This window comes from Haliea sp., assembly GCF_041395985.1.
Lineage (GTDB): Bacteria > Pseudomonadota > Gammaproteobacteria > Pseudomonadales > Halieaceae > Haliea.
On the sequence record NZ_JAWKZJ010000008.1, the window covers coordinates 15,356 to 33,435 of the forward strand.

At 61.9% G+C, this 18,080-nt stretch carries 19 protein-coding genes; 3 read left to right on the forward strand and 16 right to left on the reverse strand.

Going from position 1 to position 18,080, the window contains the following annotated elements; translation table 11 throughout:
• Window positions 1-172: 172 nt before the first annotated feature.
• The 16 genes from adk to rpoE all read right to left on the reverse strand — a co-directional run bounded on the left by adk (window position 173) and on the right by rpoE (window position 15,087).
• Window positions 173-820, reverse strand: a complete 648-nt coding sequence (gene adk / locus R3E49_RS14250; RefSeq protein ID WP_371295648.1) for an adenylate kinase — start codon at window positions 818-820, stop codon at window positions 173-175.
• A 176-nt stretch (window positions 821-996) separates the two neighbouring features.
• The gene (gene mazG, locus R3E49_RS14255) at window positions 997-1,809 is read right to left on the reverse strand and encodes a nucleoside triphosphate pyrophosphohydrolase (RefSeq protein WP_371295649.1); all 813 of its coding nucleotides are present in this window, start codon (window positions 1,807-1,809) and stop codon (window positions 997-999) included.
• Window positions 1,810-1,817: 8 nt separating this feature from the next.
• Window positions 1,818-4,052: a GTP diphosphokinase gene (relA, locus tag R3E49_RS14260; protein ID WP_371295650.1), complete on the reverse strand. Its 2,235-nt coding sequence runs from the start codon at window positions 4,050-4,052 to the stop codon at window positions 1,818-1,820.
• A gap of 13 nt (window positions 4,053-4,065) precedes the next feature.
• Complete coding sequence (cysM, locus tag R3E49_RS14265; protein ID WP_371295651.1) at window positions 4,066-4,962, reverse strand: cysteine synthase CysM; 897 nt, start codon at window positions 4,960-4,962, stop codon at window positions 4,066-4,068.
• Between the two features lie 82 nt (window positions 4,963-5,044).
• Window positions 5,045-5,416 (reverse strand): holo-ACP synthase, encoded by a 372-nt coding sequence (gene acpS / locus R3E49_RS14270; protein WP_371295652.1) that lies wholly within the window; start codon window positions 5,414-5,416, stop codon window positions 5,045-5,047.
• A complete protein-coding gene (gene recO, locus R3E49_RS14275) occupies window positions 5,413-6,141 on the reverse strand; it encodes a DNA repair protein RecO (protein ID WP_371295653.1) in 729 nt (242 codons plus the stop codon). The genes acpS and recO overlap by 4 nt, the downstream gene beginning before the upstream one ends.
• 17 nt (window positions 6,142-6,158) lie before the next feature.
• Window positions 6,159-7,067 carry a GTPase Era gene (era, locus tag R3E49_RS14280; protein ID WP_371295654.1) on the reverse strand — a complete coding sequence of 303 codons (909 nt, stop codon included), beginning with the start codon at window positions 7,065-7,067 and terminating at the stop codon, window positions 6,159-6,161.
• The gene (gene rnc / locus R3E49_RS14285) at window positions 7,060-7,734 is read right to left on the reverse strand and encodes a ribonuclease III (RefSeq protein ID WP_371295655.1); all 675 of its coding nucleotides are present in this window, start codon (window positions 7,732-7,734) and stop codon (window positions 7,060-7,062) included. The genes era and rnc overlap by 8 nt, the downstream gene beginning before the upstream one ends.
• 6 nt (window positions 7,735-7,740) lie before the next feature.
• Window positions 7,741-8,127 carry a DUF4845 domain-containing protein gene (locus R3E49_RS14290; protein WP_371295656.1) on the reverse strand — a complete coding sequence of 129 codons (387 nt, stop codon included), beginning with the start codon at window positions 8,125-8,127 and terminating at the stop codon, window positions 7,741-7,743.
• Between the two features lie 24 nt (window positions 8,128-8,151).
• Entirely contained in the window at window positions 8,152-8,991 is an 840-nt protein-coding gene (lepB, locus tag R3E49_RS14295) for a signal peptidase I (RefSeq protein ID WP_290744218.1), read from the reverse strand.
• Between the two features lie 4 nt (window positions 8,992-8,995).
• Window positions 8,996-10,795 (reverse strand): translation elongation factor 4, encoded by a 1,800-nt coding sequence (gene lepA, locus R3E49_RS14300; protein WP_371295657.1) that lies wholly within the window; start codon window positions 10,793-10,795, stop codon window positions 8,996-8,998.
• Between the two features lie 115 nt (window positions 10,796-10,910).
• A complete protein-coding gene (locus tag R3E49_RS14305) occupies window positions 10,911-12,311 on the reverse strand; it encodes a Do family serine endopeptidase (protein WP_371295658.1) in 1,401 nt (466 codons plus the stop codon).
• A 31-nt stretch (window positions 12,312-12,342) separates the two neighbouring features.
• Window positions 12,343-12,828: a SoxR reducing system RseC family protein gene (locus R3E49_RS14310; RefSeq protein WP_371295659.1), complete on the reverse strand. Its 486-nt coding sequence runs from the start codon at window positions 12,826-12,828 to the stop codon at window positions 12,343-12,345.
• On the reverse strand, window positions 12,829-13,782 hold the full coding sequence (locus R3E49_RS14315) for a MucB/RseB C-terminal domain-containing protein (RefSeq protein WP_371295660.1): 954 nt from the start codon (window positions 13,780-13,782) through the stop codon (window positions 12,829-12,831).
• Between the two features lie 6 nt (window positions 13,783-13,788).
• Window positions 13,789-14,391: a sigma-E factor negative regulatory protein gene (locus R3E49_RS14320; protein ID WP_371295661.1), complete on the reverse strand. Its 603-nt coding sequence runs from the start codon at window positions 14,389-14,391 to the stop codon at window positions 13,789-13,791.
• A gap of 111 nt (window positions 14,392-14,502) precedes the next feature.
• Window positions 14,503-15,087, reverse strand: coding sequence for an RNA polymerase sigma factor RpoE (rpoE, locus tag R3E49_RS14325; protein WP_371295662.1), 585 nt, complete (start codon window positions 15,085-15,087; stop codon window positions 14,503-14,505).
• A 262-nt stretch (window positions 15,088-15,349) separates the two neighbouring features.
• Between rpoE and nadB the strand changes: the two genes are divergently transcribed.
• The 3 genes from nadB to R3E49_RS14340 all read left to right on the forward strand — a co-directional run bounded on the left by nadB (window position 15,350) and on the right by R3E49_RS14340 (window position 18,037).
• Entirely contained in the window at window positions 15,350-16,957 is a 1,608-nt protein-coding gene (nadB, locus tag R3E49_RS14330; protein WP_371295663.1) for an L-aspartate oxidase, read from the forward strand.
• 160 nt (window positions 16,958-17,117) lie between these two features.
• Window positions 17,118-17,393, forward strand: a complete 276-nt coding sequence (locus tag R3E49_RS14335; RefSeq protein WP_371295664.1) for a hypothetical protein — start codon at window positions 17,118-17,120, stop codon at window positions 17,391-17,393.
• A 68-nt stretch (window positions 17,394-17,461) separates the two neighbouring features.
• A complete protein-coding gene (locus R3E49_RS14340; protein WP_371295665.1) occupies window positions 17,462-18,037 on the forward strand; it encodes a CBS domain-containing protein in 576 nt (191 codons plus the stop codon).
• Window positions 18,038-18,080: the final 43 nt, after the last annotated feature.

The following is an 18,080-nucleotide window of genomic DNA, read 5'->3' on the forward strand; positions in this document are numbered from 1 at the left end:
GTTGGTGTTCCCAATGTTGCTCGCAAAATAGCAACATTCAACTGCGCTGACAACTGCACATTTATAACGCAGGAACACCCCGGCAAGCGCGACGCTGCCAGGGCCTACAGAAAAAGCACTTTCAAGCGCGCTTAAATTGCGCCTGGGGTAAGAGAGCGGCGGTTGAAAATACTCAGCGGCCCAATGCCGCGAACACTTTGCGACGAATGTCTTCCACGCTACCGACACCCTCTACACGATGGCAGGCAGGTGCGCGCGGCCCCGTCATGGACTGGTAGAACTGCACCAACGGACGTGTCTGTTCCTGATAAACCTGCAAACGCTTACGGATAGTGTCTTCTTTGTCATCATCACGCTGCACCAGCGGCTCACCACTTTCATCATCCAGGCCTTCGCGCTGAGGTGGATTGTGCAGCACGTGATACACACGACCGGATGCGGGATGCACGCGGCGCCCGCTCAGGCGCGCCACAATTTCCTCGTCTTCCACTGCGATTTCCACCACGTGATCGATATCAACGCCGGCGTCGACCATGGCCTCTGCCTGCGGGATGGTGCGCGGGAAGCCATCAAACAGGAAACCGTTCGCGCAATCCGCCTGTTTGATGCGTTCCTTGACCAGGCCGATGATGATGTCGTCCGACACCAGTCCACCTGCATCCATCACTTCCTTCGCCGCAATTCCCAGTTCGGTTTGGGCTTTAACCGCAGCTCGCAGCATATCCCCTGTGGAGATTTGGGGGATGCCCCAGGTTTCAGTGATGAACTGTGCCTGGGTGCCTTTACCGGCGCCGGGAGCGCCAAGGAGTATTAATCGCATGCAGGTGAATCCTCGAGGTTATCGTGCAGCTCTGGCCCGTGCCGCTGCGGAGCGTAGCAATATGGCCATACAAACGGGGGCCTAACCATACACAGGGGCGGGTTTTTGCACAAGCCCCGCCCAGACAGCCCCGCTTGGGCAGCCTCGCTTAGGCAGCCCCGCTTAGGCAGCCCCGCTTATTCGCGAGCCTTGGCCGCCACCCACAGCGCCTCGAGCTCTTTGGCCGTCAAGGCCGCAAGACCGCGCCCATCTGCTTCGGCCAGTGCAGCCTCCATCACGCGAAAGCGCCGTTCGAATTTAGCGGATGCGTGGCGCAGCGTGCTCTCGGCGTCAAGGCCGAGCTGGCGTGCCAGGTTCACGCAGGTAAACAGCAGGTCGCCCATCTCGTCCGCAATCGCTGCAGCGTCACCTGTCGCCATAGCCTCCTGCAGTTCGTTGCGCTCCTCCTCGAGCTTTACCAGCACCGCACGAGCATCCGGCCAGTCGAAGCCCACCAGCGCAGCGCGCTTCTGTAGCTTCTGTGCTCGCGGCAACGCCGGCAGCGCCACCGGGACATCATCCAGTACACCGCGCTGTGAGCGTGCGGCGCGCTCCTCACGCTTGATCGCTTCCCAGCTGCGTTTCACGTCGGCAACCTCACACTGCGCGTCCACGCGGCCTTCGATATTGCCGTCGGCAAAGACATGCGGGTGTCGCCGCAACAGCTTGTCTACCAAGGTATGCACAATCTCCTCGAAAGAGAACAGGTCCTGCTCACGACCCAATTGCGCATAAAAAACCACCTGAAACAGCACGTCGCCCAGTTCTTCCGCAACGTGAGGATAGTCGCCGTGCTCGATGGCGGCGGCGAGTTCGTAACACTCCTCCAGCGTCGAGGGGACGATACTGCGAAAATCCTGCCGCAAATCCCAGGGGCAGCCACCGTCGGGATCCCGCAGGCGCTGCATCACACGCAGCAGGTCAGCAATGGTGTAATGCGTATCGGGCATGGCGTGACTCACTCGGACACCCTGGCAACGGACACCACGTTGCTCAAGCGGCTGATGCGCTCGAGCAGCTTGGACAGGGCACCAAGGTCGGGCACTTCCACGGTGAGGCGCATGGTCGCGGTGTGTTTTTTCTTGTTGGTCTGGGTGGAGATGGCGAGGACGTTGATCCGCGCATTGGCGAAGAGGTTGGTGATATCGCGCAACAGGCCCTGCCGATCATAGGCCTCGATAGCGACATCCACTTCGTAGTTTTCGCGTGGCGACTCACCCCATGCGACCTCGATCACCCGCTCGGGTGCGCTCTCCTGCAGACCGAGCAGGCGCGCACAGTCGCTGCGATGGATGCTGACGCCGCGAATGCGTGTGATAAAACCGGTGATGGCATCCCCGGGCAGCGGTTTACAGCAGCCCGCCATGTGCGTCAGCAGATTGCCAACACCCTGCACACGAATCTGTCCGCGGGAGAGCGGATCGCTGCCCGGCCGCGCCACTTGTAACTGCGGCTCAGCGCGTTTTTCCACCAGCGACTGCGCCGCATTCAACACAGTGGAATAGGCGAGGTCGCCGGCACCCACCGCCGCGTACATATCATCAACGGTGGGCATATGCACTTTGTCGGCCACGCGACGGTAATCCACACTGGTCAGGGCCAGGCGACGAAACTCGCGTTCCAGCAGGTGCCTGCCGGCATCCACGTTGTCCTCGCGGGCCTGCGCCTTGAACCACTGCTGTACCTTGGCCCGCGCCCGCGAGGTGCGCAGATAGCCCAAACCCGACTGCAGCCAGTCCCGCTTGGGTACCCCCTGACGGCTGGTGAGAATCTCTACCCGCTCCCCGGTTTGCAGCGTGTAAGTCAGGGGCACAATGGTGCCGTTCACCTTGGCACCTCGACAGCGGTGGCCGATTTCAGTGTGCACGTGATAGGCGAAATCCAGCGGTGTGGCTCCGTGCGCGAGGTTTACCACGTCGCCATTAGGCGTGAATACGTAGACGCGGTCCTGTGCCAGGTCCGAGCTGAACTGCTCAACCATGTCGCCGCTGTCGCCGATAACCTCGTTCCAGTCCAGGACCTGACGCAGCCAGGCAATTTTCTCTTCGTAGCTGCTTGCAAGGTTAGTCGGCACATCCGACTTCTTGTAGCGCCAGTGCGCACAGACGCCCAATTCGGACTCTTCATGCATCTGGGTAGTGCGAATCTGCACTTCCAGTATCTTCCCTTCGGGCCCGATAACGGCGGTGTGCAGGGAGCGATAGCCGTTTTCCTTGGGGTTTGCGATGTAGTCATCAAACTCGTTGGGAATATTGCGCCACAGCCCGTGCACCAGCCCCAAAGTCGCATAACAATCCTTGATTTCCGGCACCAGAATGCGCACGGCCCGAATGTCGTAGACCTGTGAGAAGCCAATACCCTTGCGCTGCATTTTGCGCCAGATGCTGTAGATGTGTTTGGCGCGGCCGCTGATATTGAACTGCAGCCCGGCCTCGCCAAGCACGCGCGTCAGCTCCTCCGTCACCCGGGCGATATAGCGATCCCGCTCGAGGCGCTTGCCGTCCAGCAGGCGAGCAATCTTGCGGTAGGCGTCTCCGTAGATGTAGCGAAAGGACAGATCCTCCAGTTCCCACTTGAGGTGGCCGATACCCAGCCGATGTGCCAACGGGGCATAGACATCGAACACTTCGCGCGCGATCGGCCAGCGCCGCTCTTCGTCATCGTTCTTCACTGCGCGGATAGCACAGGTACGCTCTGCCAGCTTGATCAACGCCACGCGAAAATCGTCCACAAGCGCCACCAGCATCTTGCGGATATTGTCTTTCTGGCCGTGCGGCTGACCGAGTACCGGCGAGTCAATCTGTGTTTTCAGGTCGCTGATGGCCGCCATACGCAACACACCGCTGAGCAGGTGGCTGACAGCGGCCCCGAAACGCTGTTCGACATCCTCAAGCGCGAGGCGCTCTTCCCGCACTGCGCGGTACAGGATGCCGGCCACCAGACAATCAGTACCCACATGCAGTTCCGCGAGAATCAGCGCAATATCCAGGCCTGCGGCAAAACAGTCCGGGTCGTGGGCCCAATCCGGCAGATCGCGCCCAGGCCGGCTACTGGCGCTGCGTACCAGGCGACAGGCCTCGAGCAAGCGGTTCTCGTCATCCTCGCGATGCAGTATCGGCAGCTGTGCCAGCCAGCGCTCGAGATCTATCTCGCCGGTCGGTGTAAGGTGAGATTGCTCCCGGACTCGAACCATACTGCAGCGTGCCTCAGGAAGCGGCGAAAACGCCTGTGGACAGGTAGCGGTCACCGCGGTCGCAGACGATGGCGACGATGACCGCGTTATCGACTTCCGCGGAGACTTTCAGTGCTGCAGCGATGGCACCGCCGGAAGATACGCCGCAGAATATGCCCTCCTCCCGCGCCATGAGGCGCATGTGGTGCTCGGATTCCTGCTGCGAAATATCCATCACCCGGTCGACACGCGCCGCATCAAAAATTGCAGGCAGGTAAGCCTGCGGCCAGCGACGGATGCCGGGGATGCTCGACCCTTCGACAGGCTGCAAGCCGATAATCTGGATGTTCGGGTTCTGCGCCTTCAGAAAAGCGGACACGCCCATGATGGTGCCGGTGGTGCCCATGGATGCGATAAAGTGCGTGACCGTGCCCGCGGTCTGCTGCCAGATTTCCGGGCCGGTGCCACGATAGTGCGCCAGGGGATTGTCCGGGTTGCCAAACTGGTTCAGCACGCGCCCCTTGCCCTCTGCTTCCAGCTTCAGGGCGAGGTCACGCGCACCCTCCATGCCCTCGGCCTGGGTCACCTCGATCAGCTCCGCGCCGTAGGCGGACATGGCCTGCTTGCGCTCGCTGCTCATGTGCGCAGGCATGATCAGCAGCAATCGGTAACCGCGAATGGCGGCCGCCATGGCCAGCGCAATGCCGGTGTTGCCGCTGGTTGCTTCAATCAGCGTATCACCGGGGCGTATGTCGCCGCGGGCCTCGGCCTCGGCGATCATGCTCAATGCCGGACGGTCTTTCACGGAACCCGCAGGGTTATTGCCCTCCAGCTTGGCTAAGAGGGTATTCGACGTCGCACCTGGGAGACGCTGCAGCCGTACCAGGGGCGTGTTGCCGATGCACTGTTCTATTGTGGGATAGTCGGACATGATTCACCGTAGCCCGGGTGGCGGGCCAGTATAGCGATTTTCCCGGCCGCGGGCATGTCCTGCGGCGGATCGGCCTGCCATGTCACTGCAGTGCGGCAAACGCCACCACATAGGCCTGCTCGTCCGCCAGCGAGAGCAACACCCCTTGGCCACCGCGACGCTCGACGACCTCGGCCGCGCCGCCATTGAGCACCACCAGCGGAGCGCCCTGTGCATCGTGTTGTATCTCGATGTCCTGCCAGCTGACGCCGCGACCGATTCCCGTGCCCAGCGCCTTGGCTATCGCCTCCTTCGCCGCAAACCGCTTGGCCAGCAGGCGCACCGGCTGCTGGCTGGCGTGGTACTCGGCGCGCTCAGAGGGGGTGAGGATACGCTGTACGAAACGCTCTCCGAGCCGCTCCACCACGGCAGCAATGCGCTCGATTTCGAGAATGTCCGTGCCCAGGGCAATCACTGTTGACGCCCCGCGTAGCGAAACTGGCGGAACAGCTCGCGGCTGTGCAAAGGCCGCTCACCCAAATGGCTGGCCAGGGCGTGCCGCAGGAGACGCTTGGCCGCCATACTGTATTCACCATCGTACTGCCCTGCGGCAATACCCAGCAGATCGGCCCCGGCAAAACGGGCCCCCGGCGCCGTGACTGCATCGCTACAGGCGACCAGGCCAAATTCAGCCTGATACTGGTACCAGCCCCCCGGCTCTACCGGCAAGCCGCTATGACCGTCATGGGCGGGATCGAAACCGTAACCCAGTGCATCCAGCAGGCCAAACTCGAAGCGGCGCAGGTCGGCTTCCGTTGAAGGGTTGCAGGCCAGGCCGCCGAGGGTCGTGCCATAGAGCGCGAACAGCTCGGGTTGCGGATCGTGTCGCTGCAGCAGCCGCACCAGTAATTCATTGAGATACAGACCGCTGAACAGGCGTTCAGCGCGCAGCGCCGGCAGGGCGCCGGCGGCCTCCACTGCCAGCAACGGTTTCTGCTCGGCGCGACCGGAAAAACTGACCAGCAATGGCCTGAAGGGCTGCAGCAGGGAGGCCTGGCTGCCCCCGCGGCTGCGGCGTTGGGCTCCGCGTCCGATCAGCGCCACACGGCCATATTCTGCGGTGAACATATCCAGCAGGAGGCTGCTGTCACGGTACGGGCGACTGTGCAACAGGTAGGCAGGCTGAAGAGAGACGCGCATAGGGCTGGCAGCGCCTGTCAGCGGTCGTCGTAACCGAGGCTGCGCAAGGCGCGCTCATCGTCGGACCAGCCCGACTTCACCTTCACCCACAGCCGCAGCATCACTTTGCTGTCGAAGAGGCGTTCCATGTCACGACGCGCATCGGTGCCAATACTGCGCAGGCGACTGCCGCCTTCACCGATCAGAATGCGCTTCTGCCCGTCGCGTTCGACCAGGATCAGGGCCGAGATGTTGAGAATTGCACCCTCCTGCCGAAACTCCTCGATCTCGACTGCAACGGCATAGGGCAATTCGTCACCCAGCTGACGCATGATCTTCTCGCGCACCATCTCGGCCGCCAGAAAGCGCTGGCTGCGGTCGGTAATCTGGTCCTCGGGGAAAAAGTGCGTCGCGTGCGGCAGGCGCTGGCGGATTTCGCCTTCCAGCGCATCGAGGTTCTGCCCGCGCAAGGCAGACAGTGGCACAATCGTGGCCTCCGGCATTTTTTCCGCGAGGGCCTGCAGGTGCGGCAACAGCACCTGCTTGTTCTCCAGCAGGTCAACCTTGTTCACCACCAGCAGGGTGGGCACCGCTGCCTGCCTGACACGCTGCAGTACCCACTCGTCCTCGTCTGTCCACGCCGTGCGGTCTACCACCATGACAATCACGTCGACATCGCGGATGGCGCTGCTCGCCGCTCTGTTCATGTAGCGGTTGATCGCCCTCGCCTCGGCCTGGTGCAGGCCCGGGGTATCGACAAAAATGATCTGGCAGTCGTCTTCTGTCTTGATCCCCAACACCTGGTTGCGGGTTGTCTGGGGTTTGCGCGAGGTAATGCTGATCTTCTGTCCCAGGAGATGATTCAACAGCGTGGATTTGCCCACATTGGGTCGCCCCACGATCGCCACATAGCCACAGCGCAAGGCCGTCTGCGTTGCATCAGACATCAGACAGCGCCTCCAGCGCGGCTTGTGCGGCGGCCTGCTCGGCCTTGCGGCGGCTGCTCCCGGTACCCGGGAATGCGCCAGCGGGCACCGACAGCCGACATTGAATGTGAAACCGCTGGTTGTGATCTTCGCCTTCGACGGCCACCAGTTCGTAGGTAGGCAATGCCAACCCCCGACCCTGCAGAAACTCCTGCAGCCGCGTTTTGTGGTCCTTGCGCGCCGCCCCCGGCTGCACGCCCTGCAGGCGGCTGTCAAACCAGCGCAACAGGCATTCGCGACAGGCGTCCACCCCACCGTCAAGCAGAATGGCGCCGGTGACCGCCTCCAGTACGTCCGCGATGATGGAGCCGCGCTGGTGCCCACCGCTTTTACGCTCACCCAGCCCCAGTCGAAGGTATTCGCCCAGCTCCAGTTCCCGGCCCACCTCGGCCAGTGTGTCGCCTTTCACCAGACTGGCGCGCAACCGGCTCAGGTCTCCCTCCCGGGCCTTGGGCAGACGCCGATACAGCGCTTCGGCGATGACGTGGTTGAGGATGGAGTCGCCGAGAAATTCCAGGCGCTCGTTGTTGGTGCCGGATGCGCTCCGGTGGGTGAGAGCCAGCTGTAACAGCGCCGGATCGCTGAAGGTATACCCCAGCAGGCGTTGCAGGTGAGCCAGCTTATCCATGCAAGGTCAGGAGCCGTCCCCGGCGCCCGCCTGCATTTCCAGGTCATCAAAGCGGATAACCGCATCGATTTTGCCAAACAGGGGTATACGTGCTTCGTAGTTGGCGTCTATCCAGGTCTTGCCGTCCTTGCGAAACACATCGATTTCACTCGGCTTGAGCCCGTAGATCTGGTTGGTGTTGAACAGGTTATCGAGCTTGCGACGTATGTCGGCTATAGTGTCGACATCGGGGTTATGTTCATTTGCCACCCGCGTCACAACGTCCTTGACCGTCATGTATTCAAAGTAACTCGGCCCCATCTTCAGGCCGCACATAACGAAGAACCCCACCATGATGGCAACCGTGAGCATTCCCAGAAACGACATTCCCGATTGCTTGTGACGCAATTTCATACCCACCCCCGCGAGCTGGCTGACTTATTGGATAGACCCTACGCGGCTGAAACTGGGAACACTGAACAGGGAGTCCCAATGCATCCAGATCGCGAAGGCCTTGCCTACTATATCCCGTTCCGGGACCTGACCCCAGACCCGGCTGTCACTGCTGTTGTCACGATTGTCACCCATCATGAAATAGTGGCCCGGTTTGACGACCACGCTGAAGTCACGCGCGGGACGCAACTGGTCTACCTGCATCAGGTGCGCAGTCTCGCCCAGTGATTCCTGGCTGACCTGAAAGCGCGCTCCGGCACCCGGCAACACGGCGAGATTCTCCGTCGCGACGGGCTCACCGTTGACCGAGAGACGCTTGTTGCGATAGCTGACGGTATCCCCGGGCAGGCCGATCACGCGCTTGATGTAGTAGGTGTCATTCATGTGCGGCGGGAAAAACACCATGACGTCCCCACGCTGGGGCTCGTTCAGATCCATGACCTTGGTTCTGATCACCGGCAGCCGCAGGCCATAGGTGAACTTGTTGACCAGGATATAGTCGCCCACTTCCAGTGTCGGCACCATTGAGGAGGACGGGATCTGAAACGGCTCGACAATGAATGAGCGCAGCACAAAGACCACGAAGAGTACCGGAAAGAAAGAGCGGGAGTACTCCACCAGCGCCGGTTCCGCAGCCGTACTGGCAAGTTGCGCGTCATAGGCCAGGGCGTCGCGGCTGCCCTCCTGCGCCCATCCGGGAAAAGTGGTACGCAGCGTATCCCGCTGCCGTCGGCGCTTGGGTGCAAAAAGCAACGCGTCCAGCAGCCAGATACCGCCACTGCCAAACACCAGGATCACGAGGATCAGTGGGAAATCTATGGTCATCGTGCTATCCGTCCACCTTGAGCACAGCCAGGAACGCTGACTGCGGTATCTCTACGTTACCCACCTGCTTCATGCGTTTTTTACCCGCCTTCTGCTTCTCCAGCAGCTTTTTCTTGCGACTGGCATCCCCGCCATAGCACTTGGCCGTGACGTTCTTGCGCAGCGCTTTCACGGTCTGTCGGGCGACCACCTTGCCGCCAACCGCCGCCTGTATGGCCACATCGAACATCTGCCGTGGTATCAGTTCCTTCATTTTTTCTGTCAGTACCCGGCCTCGGTGCAGGATATGGTCACGGTGCACAATGACAGCGAGGGCATCCACACGCTCGCCGTTGATCAGCACATCCAGTCGCGACAGGCTGGCCGCCTCGAAGCGGTCAAAGCTGTAGTCGAGTGAAGCGTATCCGCGGCTGACCGACTTCAGCCGGTCAAAGAAGTCCAGCACCACCTCCGCCAACGGAATGTCATAGACCACCGACACCTGGCTTCCCAGGAACAGCATGTCCTTCTGCGTACCCCGCTTCTCGACACAGAGGGTAATGACGTTGCCGAGGTAATCCTGGGGTACGAGGATGTTACAGCGCGCGATGGGCTCGCGCATTTCCTGGATATCACCGGCTTCGGGCAGGCGCGAGGGGTTGTCCACCTGCACGACTTCGCCGTTTTTCTTGATCACCTCATAGATCACCGTCGGTGCCGTGGTGATCAGGTCGAGGTCGTATTCCCGCTCCAGCCGCTCCTGGATGATTTCCATGTGCAGCATGCCCAGAAAGCCGCAGCGAAAGCCAAACCCCAGAGCGTCGGAAGTCTCCGGCTCATAAAACAGCGAGGCATCGTTCAGGGTCAGCTTGGCCAGCGCGTCACGGAAATCTTCATAGTCATCAGAGGAGATGGTAAAGATGCCGGCGTAAACCTGCGGCTTGATTTTCTTGAAGCCCGGCAAGGCCGGCACGTCGGGATGCTGGGCATTGACCAGTGTGTCGCCGACCGGCGCGCCCTGGATCTCCTTGATCCCGGCCACCACAAAGCCCACTTCACCCGCCTGCAGGATATCCGTCTCCAGCCGCTTCGGCGTGAATATGCCGACCCCGTCCACCTGGTGCACCTTGCGTGTGGACTTCGGCATGATCTTGTCACGCTTGCGCAACACACCCTGCTTGACCCGAACCAGAGACACCACGCCAAGATAATTGTCGAACCAGGAATCGATGATCAACGCCTGCAGCGGGGCCTCCCGGTCGCCCTCCGGCGGGGGGATCTTCTCCACCAGGTATTCCAGCGCGTCTTCGATACCCATACCGGATTTGGCACTGACCAGGCAGGCTTCGGTGGCGTCTATGCCGATGATTTCCTCGATTTCCTTGCGCGCCTTGTCGGGGTCCGCCTGCGGGAGGTCCATCTTGTTGAGAATGGGCAGCACCTCAAGGCCCTGCTCAATGGCGGTGTAGCAGTTAGCCACTGACTGCGCTTCCACCCCCTGTCCGGCGTCAACAACCAGCAACGCGCCCTCGCAGGCTGAGAGGGACCGGGACACTTCATAGGAAAAATCCACGTGCCCGGGCGTGTCGATGAAGTTGAGCTGATACACCTGGCCGTCGCGCGCGGTGTAATTCAGGGTGACGCTCTGCGCCTTGATGGTAATCCCGCGTTCGCGCTCGATATCCATGGAGTCGAGCACCTGAGCACCCATTTCACGGGCACTCAACCCGCCGCAGTGCTGGATAAAGCGGTCTGCGAGGGTGGATTTGCCGTGGTCGATGTGGGCAATAATGGAAAAATTGCGGATGTGGCTGAGTTCACTCACTCACGTTGCTCGGTCAGGGTCATTGGGTGCTGGCGAAAAGACGCAAGATTGTAACCCAATGCCCTCCCTGCCGCCATGCCGTCGGCGGAAAGCCGGGGGCATGGCGGGAGTGGCCTCAGTCGCGCAGTTTCAGACCGATGAACAGCGGTGAGCCACGACGGATGAGCCGCAGGGGGACAGAATCGCCAGCGGAGAGCCGCTTCTCTGCGCGCTGAAAACTGTCCACGTCCTTCACCGGGCTGGCGCCGAGCATGGTGATCACGTCACCGGGGATCACGCCGGCGTCCGCCGCCACCGAATCGGGCGCCACCTGGCGCACCACCACGCCCCCGGAAAGCCCCAACCGCTCCAGCGCTTCCGGACTGGCATCATCCACCACCAGCCCCAGCCGCCCTGCCCCGGCGTCGCCGCTGCGCTCGCTGCGCAGGGCGAAACTGTCATCGGCGTCCAAACCCCCTACAGTCACCCGCAGCGTCTTGCGTTTGCGGTCGCGCATCACTTCTACCGGCACTTTCTCGCCCGGCGCGACCAGCCCAACCACGTGCGGCAGGTCCGATGACGTAGGGATATCCTTGCCGTCAAAACGCAATATCACATCACCCGGCTGCAAACCGGACTTGGCGGCGGGGCCATCCTCGGCGATCTGCGCTACAAGGGCACCCTGCGGCCGATCAAGGCCAAACGACTCAGCCAGCGTTTTGTCCACATCCTGTATCGTTACGCCCAGCCAGCCGCGCGTCACTCGGCCTTTCTCCTGGAGTTGGGCAACCACGTTACGCACAACACTGGAGGGAATGGCGAAGGAGAGGCCAATGGACCCACCGCTGCGGGTGAAAATCTGCGAATTCACGCCGACCACCTCGCCCTTCAGGTTAAACAAAGGGCCGCCGGAGTTGCCCGGATTGATGGCCACATCGGTCTGTATGAAGGGGACGTAGTTCTCGCCTTCCTCGGTGGGCAGGCTGCGCCCCATGGCACTGACGATGCCCGCCGTGACCGAGTAGTCCAGGCCAAAGGGAGAGCCGATTGCCAGCACCCACTCGCCCACTTTCAGGGAATCGCCCGCTTCCAGGCGCAGGAAAGGTAAACCCTCGGCCGCCACGCGAAGCAGAGCGAGATCGGACCTTGGGTCGGTGCCAACCACCTCGGCCTCGAACTCCCGGCGGTCAATCATGCGCACCAGAACACTCTCCGCCCCGTCGACCACGTGGTTGTTGGTAACAATGAAGCCATCCTCGGAAATGATGAAGCCTGACCCCATCGACATCCGCTGGCGTTGCGGGGGAACGTCGCCGCGGTACTCGAAAAAACGCCGCAAATACTCGGGAATCTGCTCCATATCGGGTTGCCCACTGGCTGCACGGCCAGCGGAGTGCTCGACGATGATCTTGACGACGGCCGGGGAACCGGTGTCCACGATGCGGCTGAAGTCCGGCAGTGACTGCGCAGACACCCCCGGCGCCAGCAGCGCGAGGCACAGAAAAAAGGCGGTCGACAAGCTTCTACTTGAGATCATTCGTTCAATCCTTGGTCAGTAAAAACGCTTTTCAGGTTACATGCAGCGCTTGCGCAACACCGGTGCGGCGCAGCGGAGCGCCCATCAGTACCGGCTGCAGGCGGTGGTCGTTACGATGGCGCCAGGCATGCCACCGAACGACCAGAAGGCCGATGGCAAAGCCAGCCAGCATGCCCAGTGCGGCGGCCGGGTCGGGGGCCAGGGGCAGCCAGCGTGCGGCCAGCGCGGCCCCCGCCAGCAGGGTCAGCAGCGGCAACAGGTAAACCACCAGGGAGCCCCTCACAATGACTTCATCGGGGATACCGATCTCGACTTCATCGTCAATCTGGTACTCCGCGGGAGAAAACTCGCCGGGCAGCACACGCACCAGGCCACGCTGACCGTCACGGATACGGTTCAGCAGCCCATGGCCGCAGCCCTTTTGCGCCGCACAGCTGCCACAGGTGCTGCGGCGGATGGTCTCCACCCACAGGCTGTCTGCCTCCAGCGCGACGACGCGGCCAGTTTCGGTCAACATTCAGCGCACCACCCGGATTGAGTCGGCCACCATACGTGCGGTGTTCACCGGCACCTCGCCAATGACCGTCACCAGCACCGGCTGCTCGGCCAGGTGCATACCACGCGTGTAGGACAGCGAGCTGCCGAGTCTCGCCAGGCCTTCGCCGGGGCGCAACTCCCGGGGCAGCTGCTCGAGAAACACGGAAAACACCGCGAGTCCGTCAGTGTAGGTACGGCGGGAGCCGGCGGGATCGACATTGTCCGTGGCGGTAAATCCGCCGGGCAGCCAGCTTACGGTCCAGGGCACCGTGAGTCGCGCGCCAGCGGCCGGATAATCGGGATGTGGATGCGCAGCGGGGTGAACCGTCTCCATGCCCTGCCGCGGCTCGAGGGGCTCACCGTAACTCAAATCCGCGAACTGAAAGCGTTCCAGCACCTTGTCGCCACGACCCAGGGTACTGGCGCGCAGCATCAATGCTGTTTCCCTGTCCAACTCAAGCAGGAACCCGTAGCGGTACATATCGCGCGGCTGGATTTCCAGCTTGACCGACTGGCGCCCCGCGATGCGCTCCCCGGGGCTGAGCTGAAAGCGGTAATACCCGGCGAGGCCACAATCACCCGGGTCTACCCGATCTCCCAGGTTCAGCAGCCGCTCCCCCGGGTGCGTGCAGTTGATCGGGTGATGGGAGCGGATAACCTGGGCACCCTGGCCGGTGAGCCGCGTCAGATGTTCAGATGAATACCCGTCGGCAAGTGAGCGGGCCACCTGCACCACCTGCATATCGTCGCCGCGCTGCAGCGTGACAACGCCGTGATAGGCCACCTCGCTGTGGCTCCGGGCCATACGGGCCAGCCAGTCAAGGGCTTCGGCATCTGCCTCAGAGCAGGCCGCGCGCTGCGCGGCGGCACTGGACGCACCAAGCGCGAGGCCACACACAAGACTGGAAGCAAGCAACCAGCTCAGGCACTTCACGCGGGTTTACTCCTCGATCTGGGGAACGCGCGCAAACGGAATAAGACCCTGCGGGGAATTGAGCGCTGCGTGCTCCGCGTGCTCCTGCATGTACTGGTACATGCGTTGACGCGCCAGCTCGCGATAGGCTGTGCGTGCCGCAGGCTCCAACTGCGGAACCGCCTGCGCGCCGTAGCTCGCGCGCATTGGCACGGCGCCAAGGGTGTTGACAAAACCCACAGCCGAAACGCCACTGGCTGCGACCGGCGCGCTGACGGCGTCCGGGCTTCCCGCCTGGTACAGTTGCTGCCCCCCCAGCACAACCACCGCCGTGACGGAGGCGGCTACCGCGAGACTGGCCAGCGGCCGCAGCCAGCGCTCGCGCAGACCGGGACGGCGCTCTCCTGCGCCCGCTTCGGCCGCGAGGGCAGCGCTGACACTGCGGGAAATATCCAGCCCGGCGTGGCTGACTGGCTGTCCTGCCATGACCGACCGGGCGACCTGATAGCGCACCCAGGTCTGGCGCAAATCAGTGTTGTGCTCAAGTTCACCCAGTACGCGATGCAGTTCCAGTTCCGTCGCTTCGTCGTCCATCAATGCCGAGAGAGACTCACGCAGTTGTTCTGTCATTACCCACATCCTCTGCCTGTTGTACCGGCGTTGTCAGTTGCTTCAAATACGCGGGGCAGTTCACACATTGCGCTGCCCGACTTGCCTGTATTGCTCTGGCGCCACTTGCCGTCACGCCACACCATCGATCTGCTGGCGGACCTGCCGGTCTATCGCCTCCCGGGCACGGAAGATGCGTGATCGCACCGTACCGACTGGACAGCCCATGATCTCCGCGATGTCCTCATAGCTGAGACCATCAAACTCGCGCAAAGTTACCGCGGTGCGCAAATCATCCGGCAATTCCGCAATGGCCCGATCGACAACCTGCTTGAGCTCTTCACCGAAAAGTGCGCTCTCGGGTGTCTCAATCTCACGCAGCGCGGCGCCGCCTTCAAAATATTCCGCATCATCGATCTCGACATCGGAACCTGGTGGCCGCCTCGAACGAGCCACAAGATGATTCTTCGCCGTGTTGATCGCTATCCTGTACAACCAGGTATAAAACGCGCTGTCGCCACGAAACCGCGGCAGCGCCCTGTAGGCCTTGATAAAGGCTTCCTGCGCCACGTCCTGCACTTCATCGGCGTCATGCACATAACGGCTGATCAGGCTGAAAATCTTGTGCTGGTATTTCAGCACCAGCACATCGAATGCCCGCAAATCGCCCTTCTGTACACGCGCCACGAGTTGCTGGTCGGTCTCTGCCGCTGTCACTCCGTGACTCCTTTCCTGCTCAATGCCAGCATTTCACTGCTGCGAACCGGCGGCCCGGTAGCGACCACAATTTGGACAATCACACTCACGCCACGATGCCTGTAAGAGGGGCTGTTGCCCAAAAAGTTCCACAATGGTGTATTTCCTTAATCCGGGATACCTCGTTTATACTCGCCATCCCGGTGACCTGCTCTAAACTGTGTTACGTAAGTTATTGAGCAACATAATATATTTCACATCCTGAGGCAGCAAGCACCCACTTATGTCCGCCACGTCCCTGCAACACGATGTCCTGATCATTGGCGGCGGCGCTGCCGGACTCAGCGCCGCACTGCGCCTGCCTGACCACCTGCGGGTCGCCCTGGTCTGCAAGGGAGACCTCAATGAGGGTTCGACCTACTGGGCTCAGGGCGGGATGGCCGCCGTACTGGATTCGTCGGATACCGTGGATTCCCACGTCGCCGACACCCTGGTTGCGGGCGCCGGCCTGTGCAACCCCGAGGCCGTGCACTTCACCGTCAGCCACAGTCGCCGCTGTGTCGAGTGGCTGGTGGAGCAGGGTGTGGACTTCGACCTGCGACACGGGGCGTCAAGCGAGTTCCACCTCGCCATGGAAGGCGGACACAGTCACCGCCGCATTATCCACGCAGCCGATCGCACCGGTCGAGCAATTTCTGAGGTCCTCACCGAGCGCGTGCTTGCCGCGGCCAACATCGACGTGTTCCCGCACCGGGTCGCCGTCGACCTGGTCACCCATGAGGGGCGCTGCGAAGGAGCCTATATCCTCGACCGCGAGCGCGACCGTGTCGACCTGTTCCAGGCTCGTGCCGTGGTGCTGGCCACCGGTGGTGCAAGCAAGGCCTACCTGTATACAAGTAATCCCGACGGCGCCAGCGGGGATGGCATCGCCATGGCATGGCGCGCGGGTTGTCGCGTTGCAAATCTGGAATTCAACCAGTTCCACCCCACCTGCCTCTACCATCCCAAAGCGAAGTCGTTTCTGATTACCGAGGCGATTCGCGGCGAGGGCGGAAAACTGCGGCTGCCGGACGGCAGCCAGTTCATGCACAATTTCGATCCCCGGGCGGAGCTGGCGCCACGGGATATTGTTGCCCGCGCCATTGACCACGAGATGAAGCGACTGGGCGTGGACTGTGTGTTTCTCGACATATCGCACAAGCCGCGCGCCTTCCTTGAAGAACACTTCCCGACCATCACCAGCCGCTGCATGGAGCTGGGCATCGACATCGCACGCGAGCCCATTCCGGTGGTACCGGCGGCCCACTACACCTGTGGTGGTGTCATCGTGGACACCGCGGGCCGCAGCGATGTGAGCGGGCTCTACGTGATTGGCGAGGCCTCCTGTACAGGTCTGCACGGTGCTAACCGGATGGCCAGTAATTCATTGCTGGAGTGCATTGTCTTTGCCGAGTCCGCCGCCGCGGATATCGCCGCCACCATTGCACAGTGTCCGCCACCCCAGCCCGCCCCACCGTGGGACGAGAGCCAGGTAACGGATTCCGACGAGGACGTGGTGATCTCACACAACTGGGACGAACTGCGGCGGTTCATGTGGGATTACGTGGGCATCGTGCGCACGAACAAACGCCTCGCCCGGGCCGAGCATCGCATCCGGCTGCTGCAGGATGAAATCAACGAGTATTACAGCAACTACAAGGTCAGCAATGACCTGCTCGAACTGCGCAATCTGGCGATGGTCGCGGAACTGATGATCCGTTGCGCGCAGGCACGCAAAGAAAGCCGAGGCCTGCACTACACCCTCGACTACCCCGAACTGCTCGAGCGGGCAGAGGACACCGTACTCACGCCGGAGGCACCGGGCGCTGACACGCCGTCCATCGCCCGCTGAAGCGCGCTGCGCCAACCGTCCACCGCGCGGAGAAACCTGTATTAATACCGTAATTCCCGCTGCGGGCACGCTCGCCATCGGGTGTAACGTTTTGTCGGTAGCTGAGGGGTGTTGGCCGATGCAGGGCGTTCACAGAGCAAACAGGTGGTGGCTGAAGGGCTTGGCTCCCCTGCTTTTCCTGCTCGCCTGCGCTCTCGGTAGCGCCCTGAGTTCAGTGGCTGCGGCGAGCGACCCCGGAGCCGGCCTGGCAAGCTACGGCGATGTCATCGATACCTCGCTGTTCGAGGACAGCAAAAGCGAGCCGGCACTGCCCGGTCGCGCACTGGCCGAGTCGCTCGATACCGGATACCACGTTGCTGCCTGCGGTGCCCTGCGCCGACCGGCGAGTGCACTCCCCTATCCCCCCCACAACCCCAGGGCGCCCCCCGTTCGTTGAATCTCTCCGTCACCCTTTTTTCTGACACAACAAGGTCCACGCATCGCGTGTGCCTAGGGAGATATTCCATGGACGCTTACAAATCACTGCACACTCTGCCGCTGACCGAGGTCAAACGCATTCACCAGCCCGAACTGCCGCGCGATCTGCAGCTTTCCAGCCCGGCCAGTAAAGCCCTGCTGGATTTTGACTTTACCGCGCCTCCATTGCTGGAAAGCAATACCGGCATTGCCGAAGCCCTGATGCTGCTGGACCGCGAGCACGCCAGCCTGAAACTGGTCATCAACATGGATGAACAGTTGAAAGGCATTATCACCCGCCGTGACCTGGTCTCATCGCGGCTCATGCAGGTGGCTGTCGCCACCGGCAAGGTGCGCCAGGACCTGACGGTGGGCGATGTGATGACACCGTGCTCAGCACTGCAGGGCGTACGTCACGACCAGGTCTTGCACGCCAACGTCGGCAGGATTCTGCAGACCATGCAGCACCTTGGCCAGGACTACCTGATGGTGATTGCCAACGACGGCGTGAGCCTGCGCGGCCTGCTGGATGCGCGACAGATTGCCCGCCGCCTGCAGGTTGACTACCAGGATCGTATCCAGGCACGCACCTTCGCCGACATCTGCGAAGCCCTGCTGCACTAGCTACGGGCAGGGCGGGCCCGAAACGCAAGCGCGGCTCGGGCTC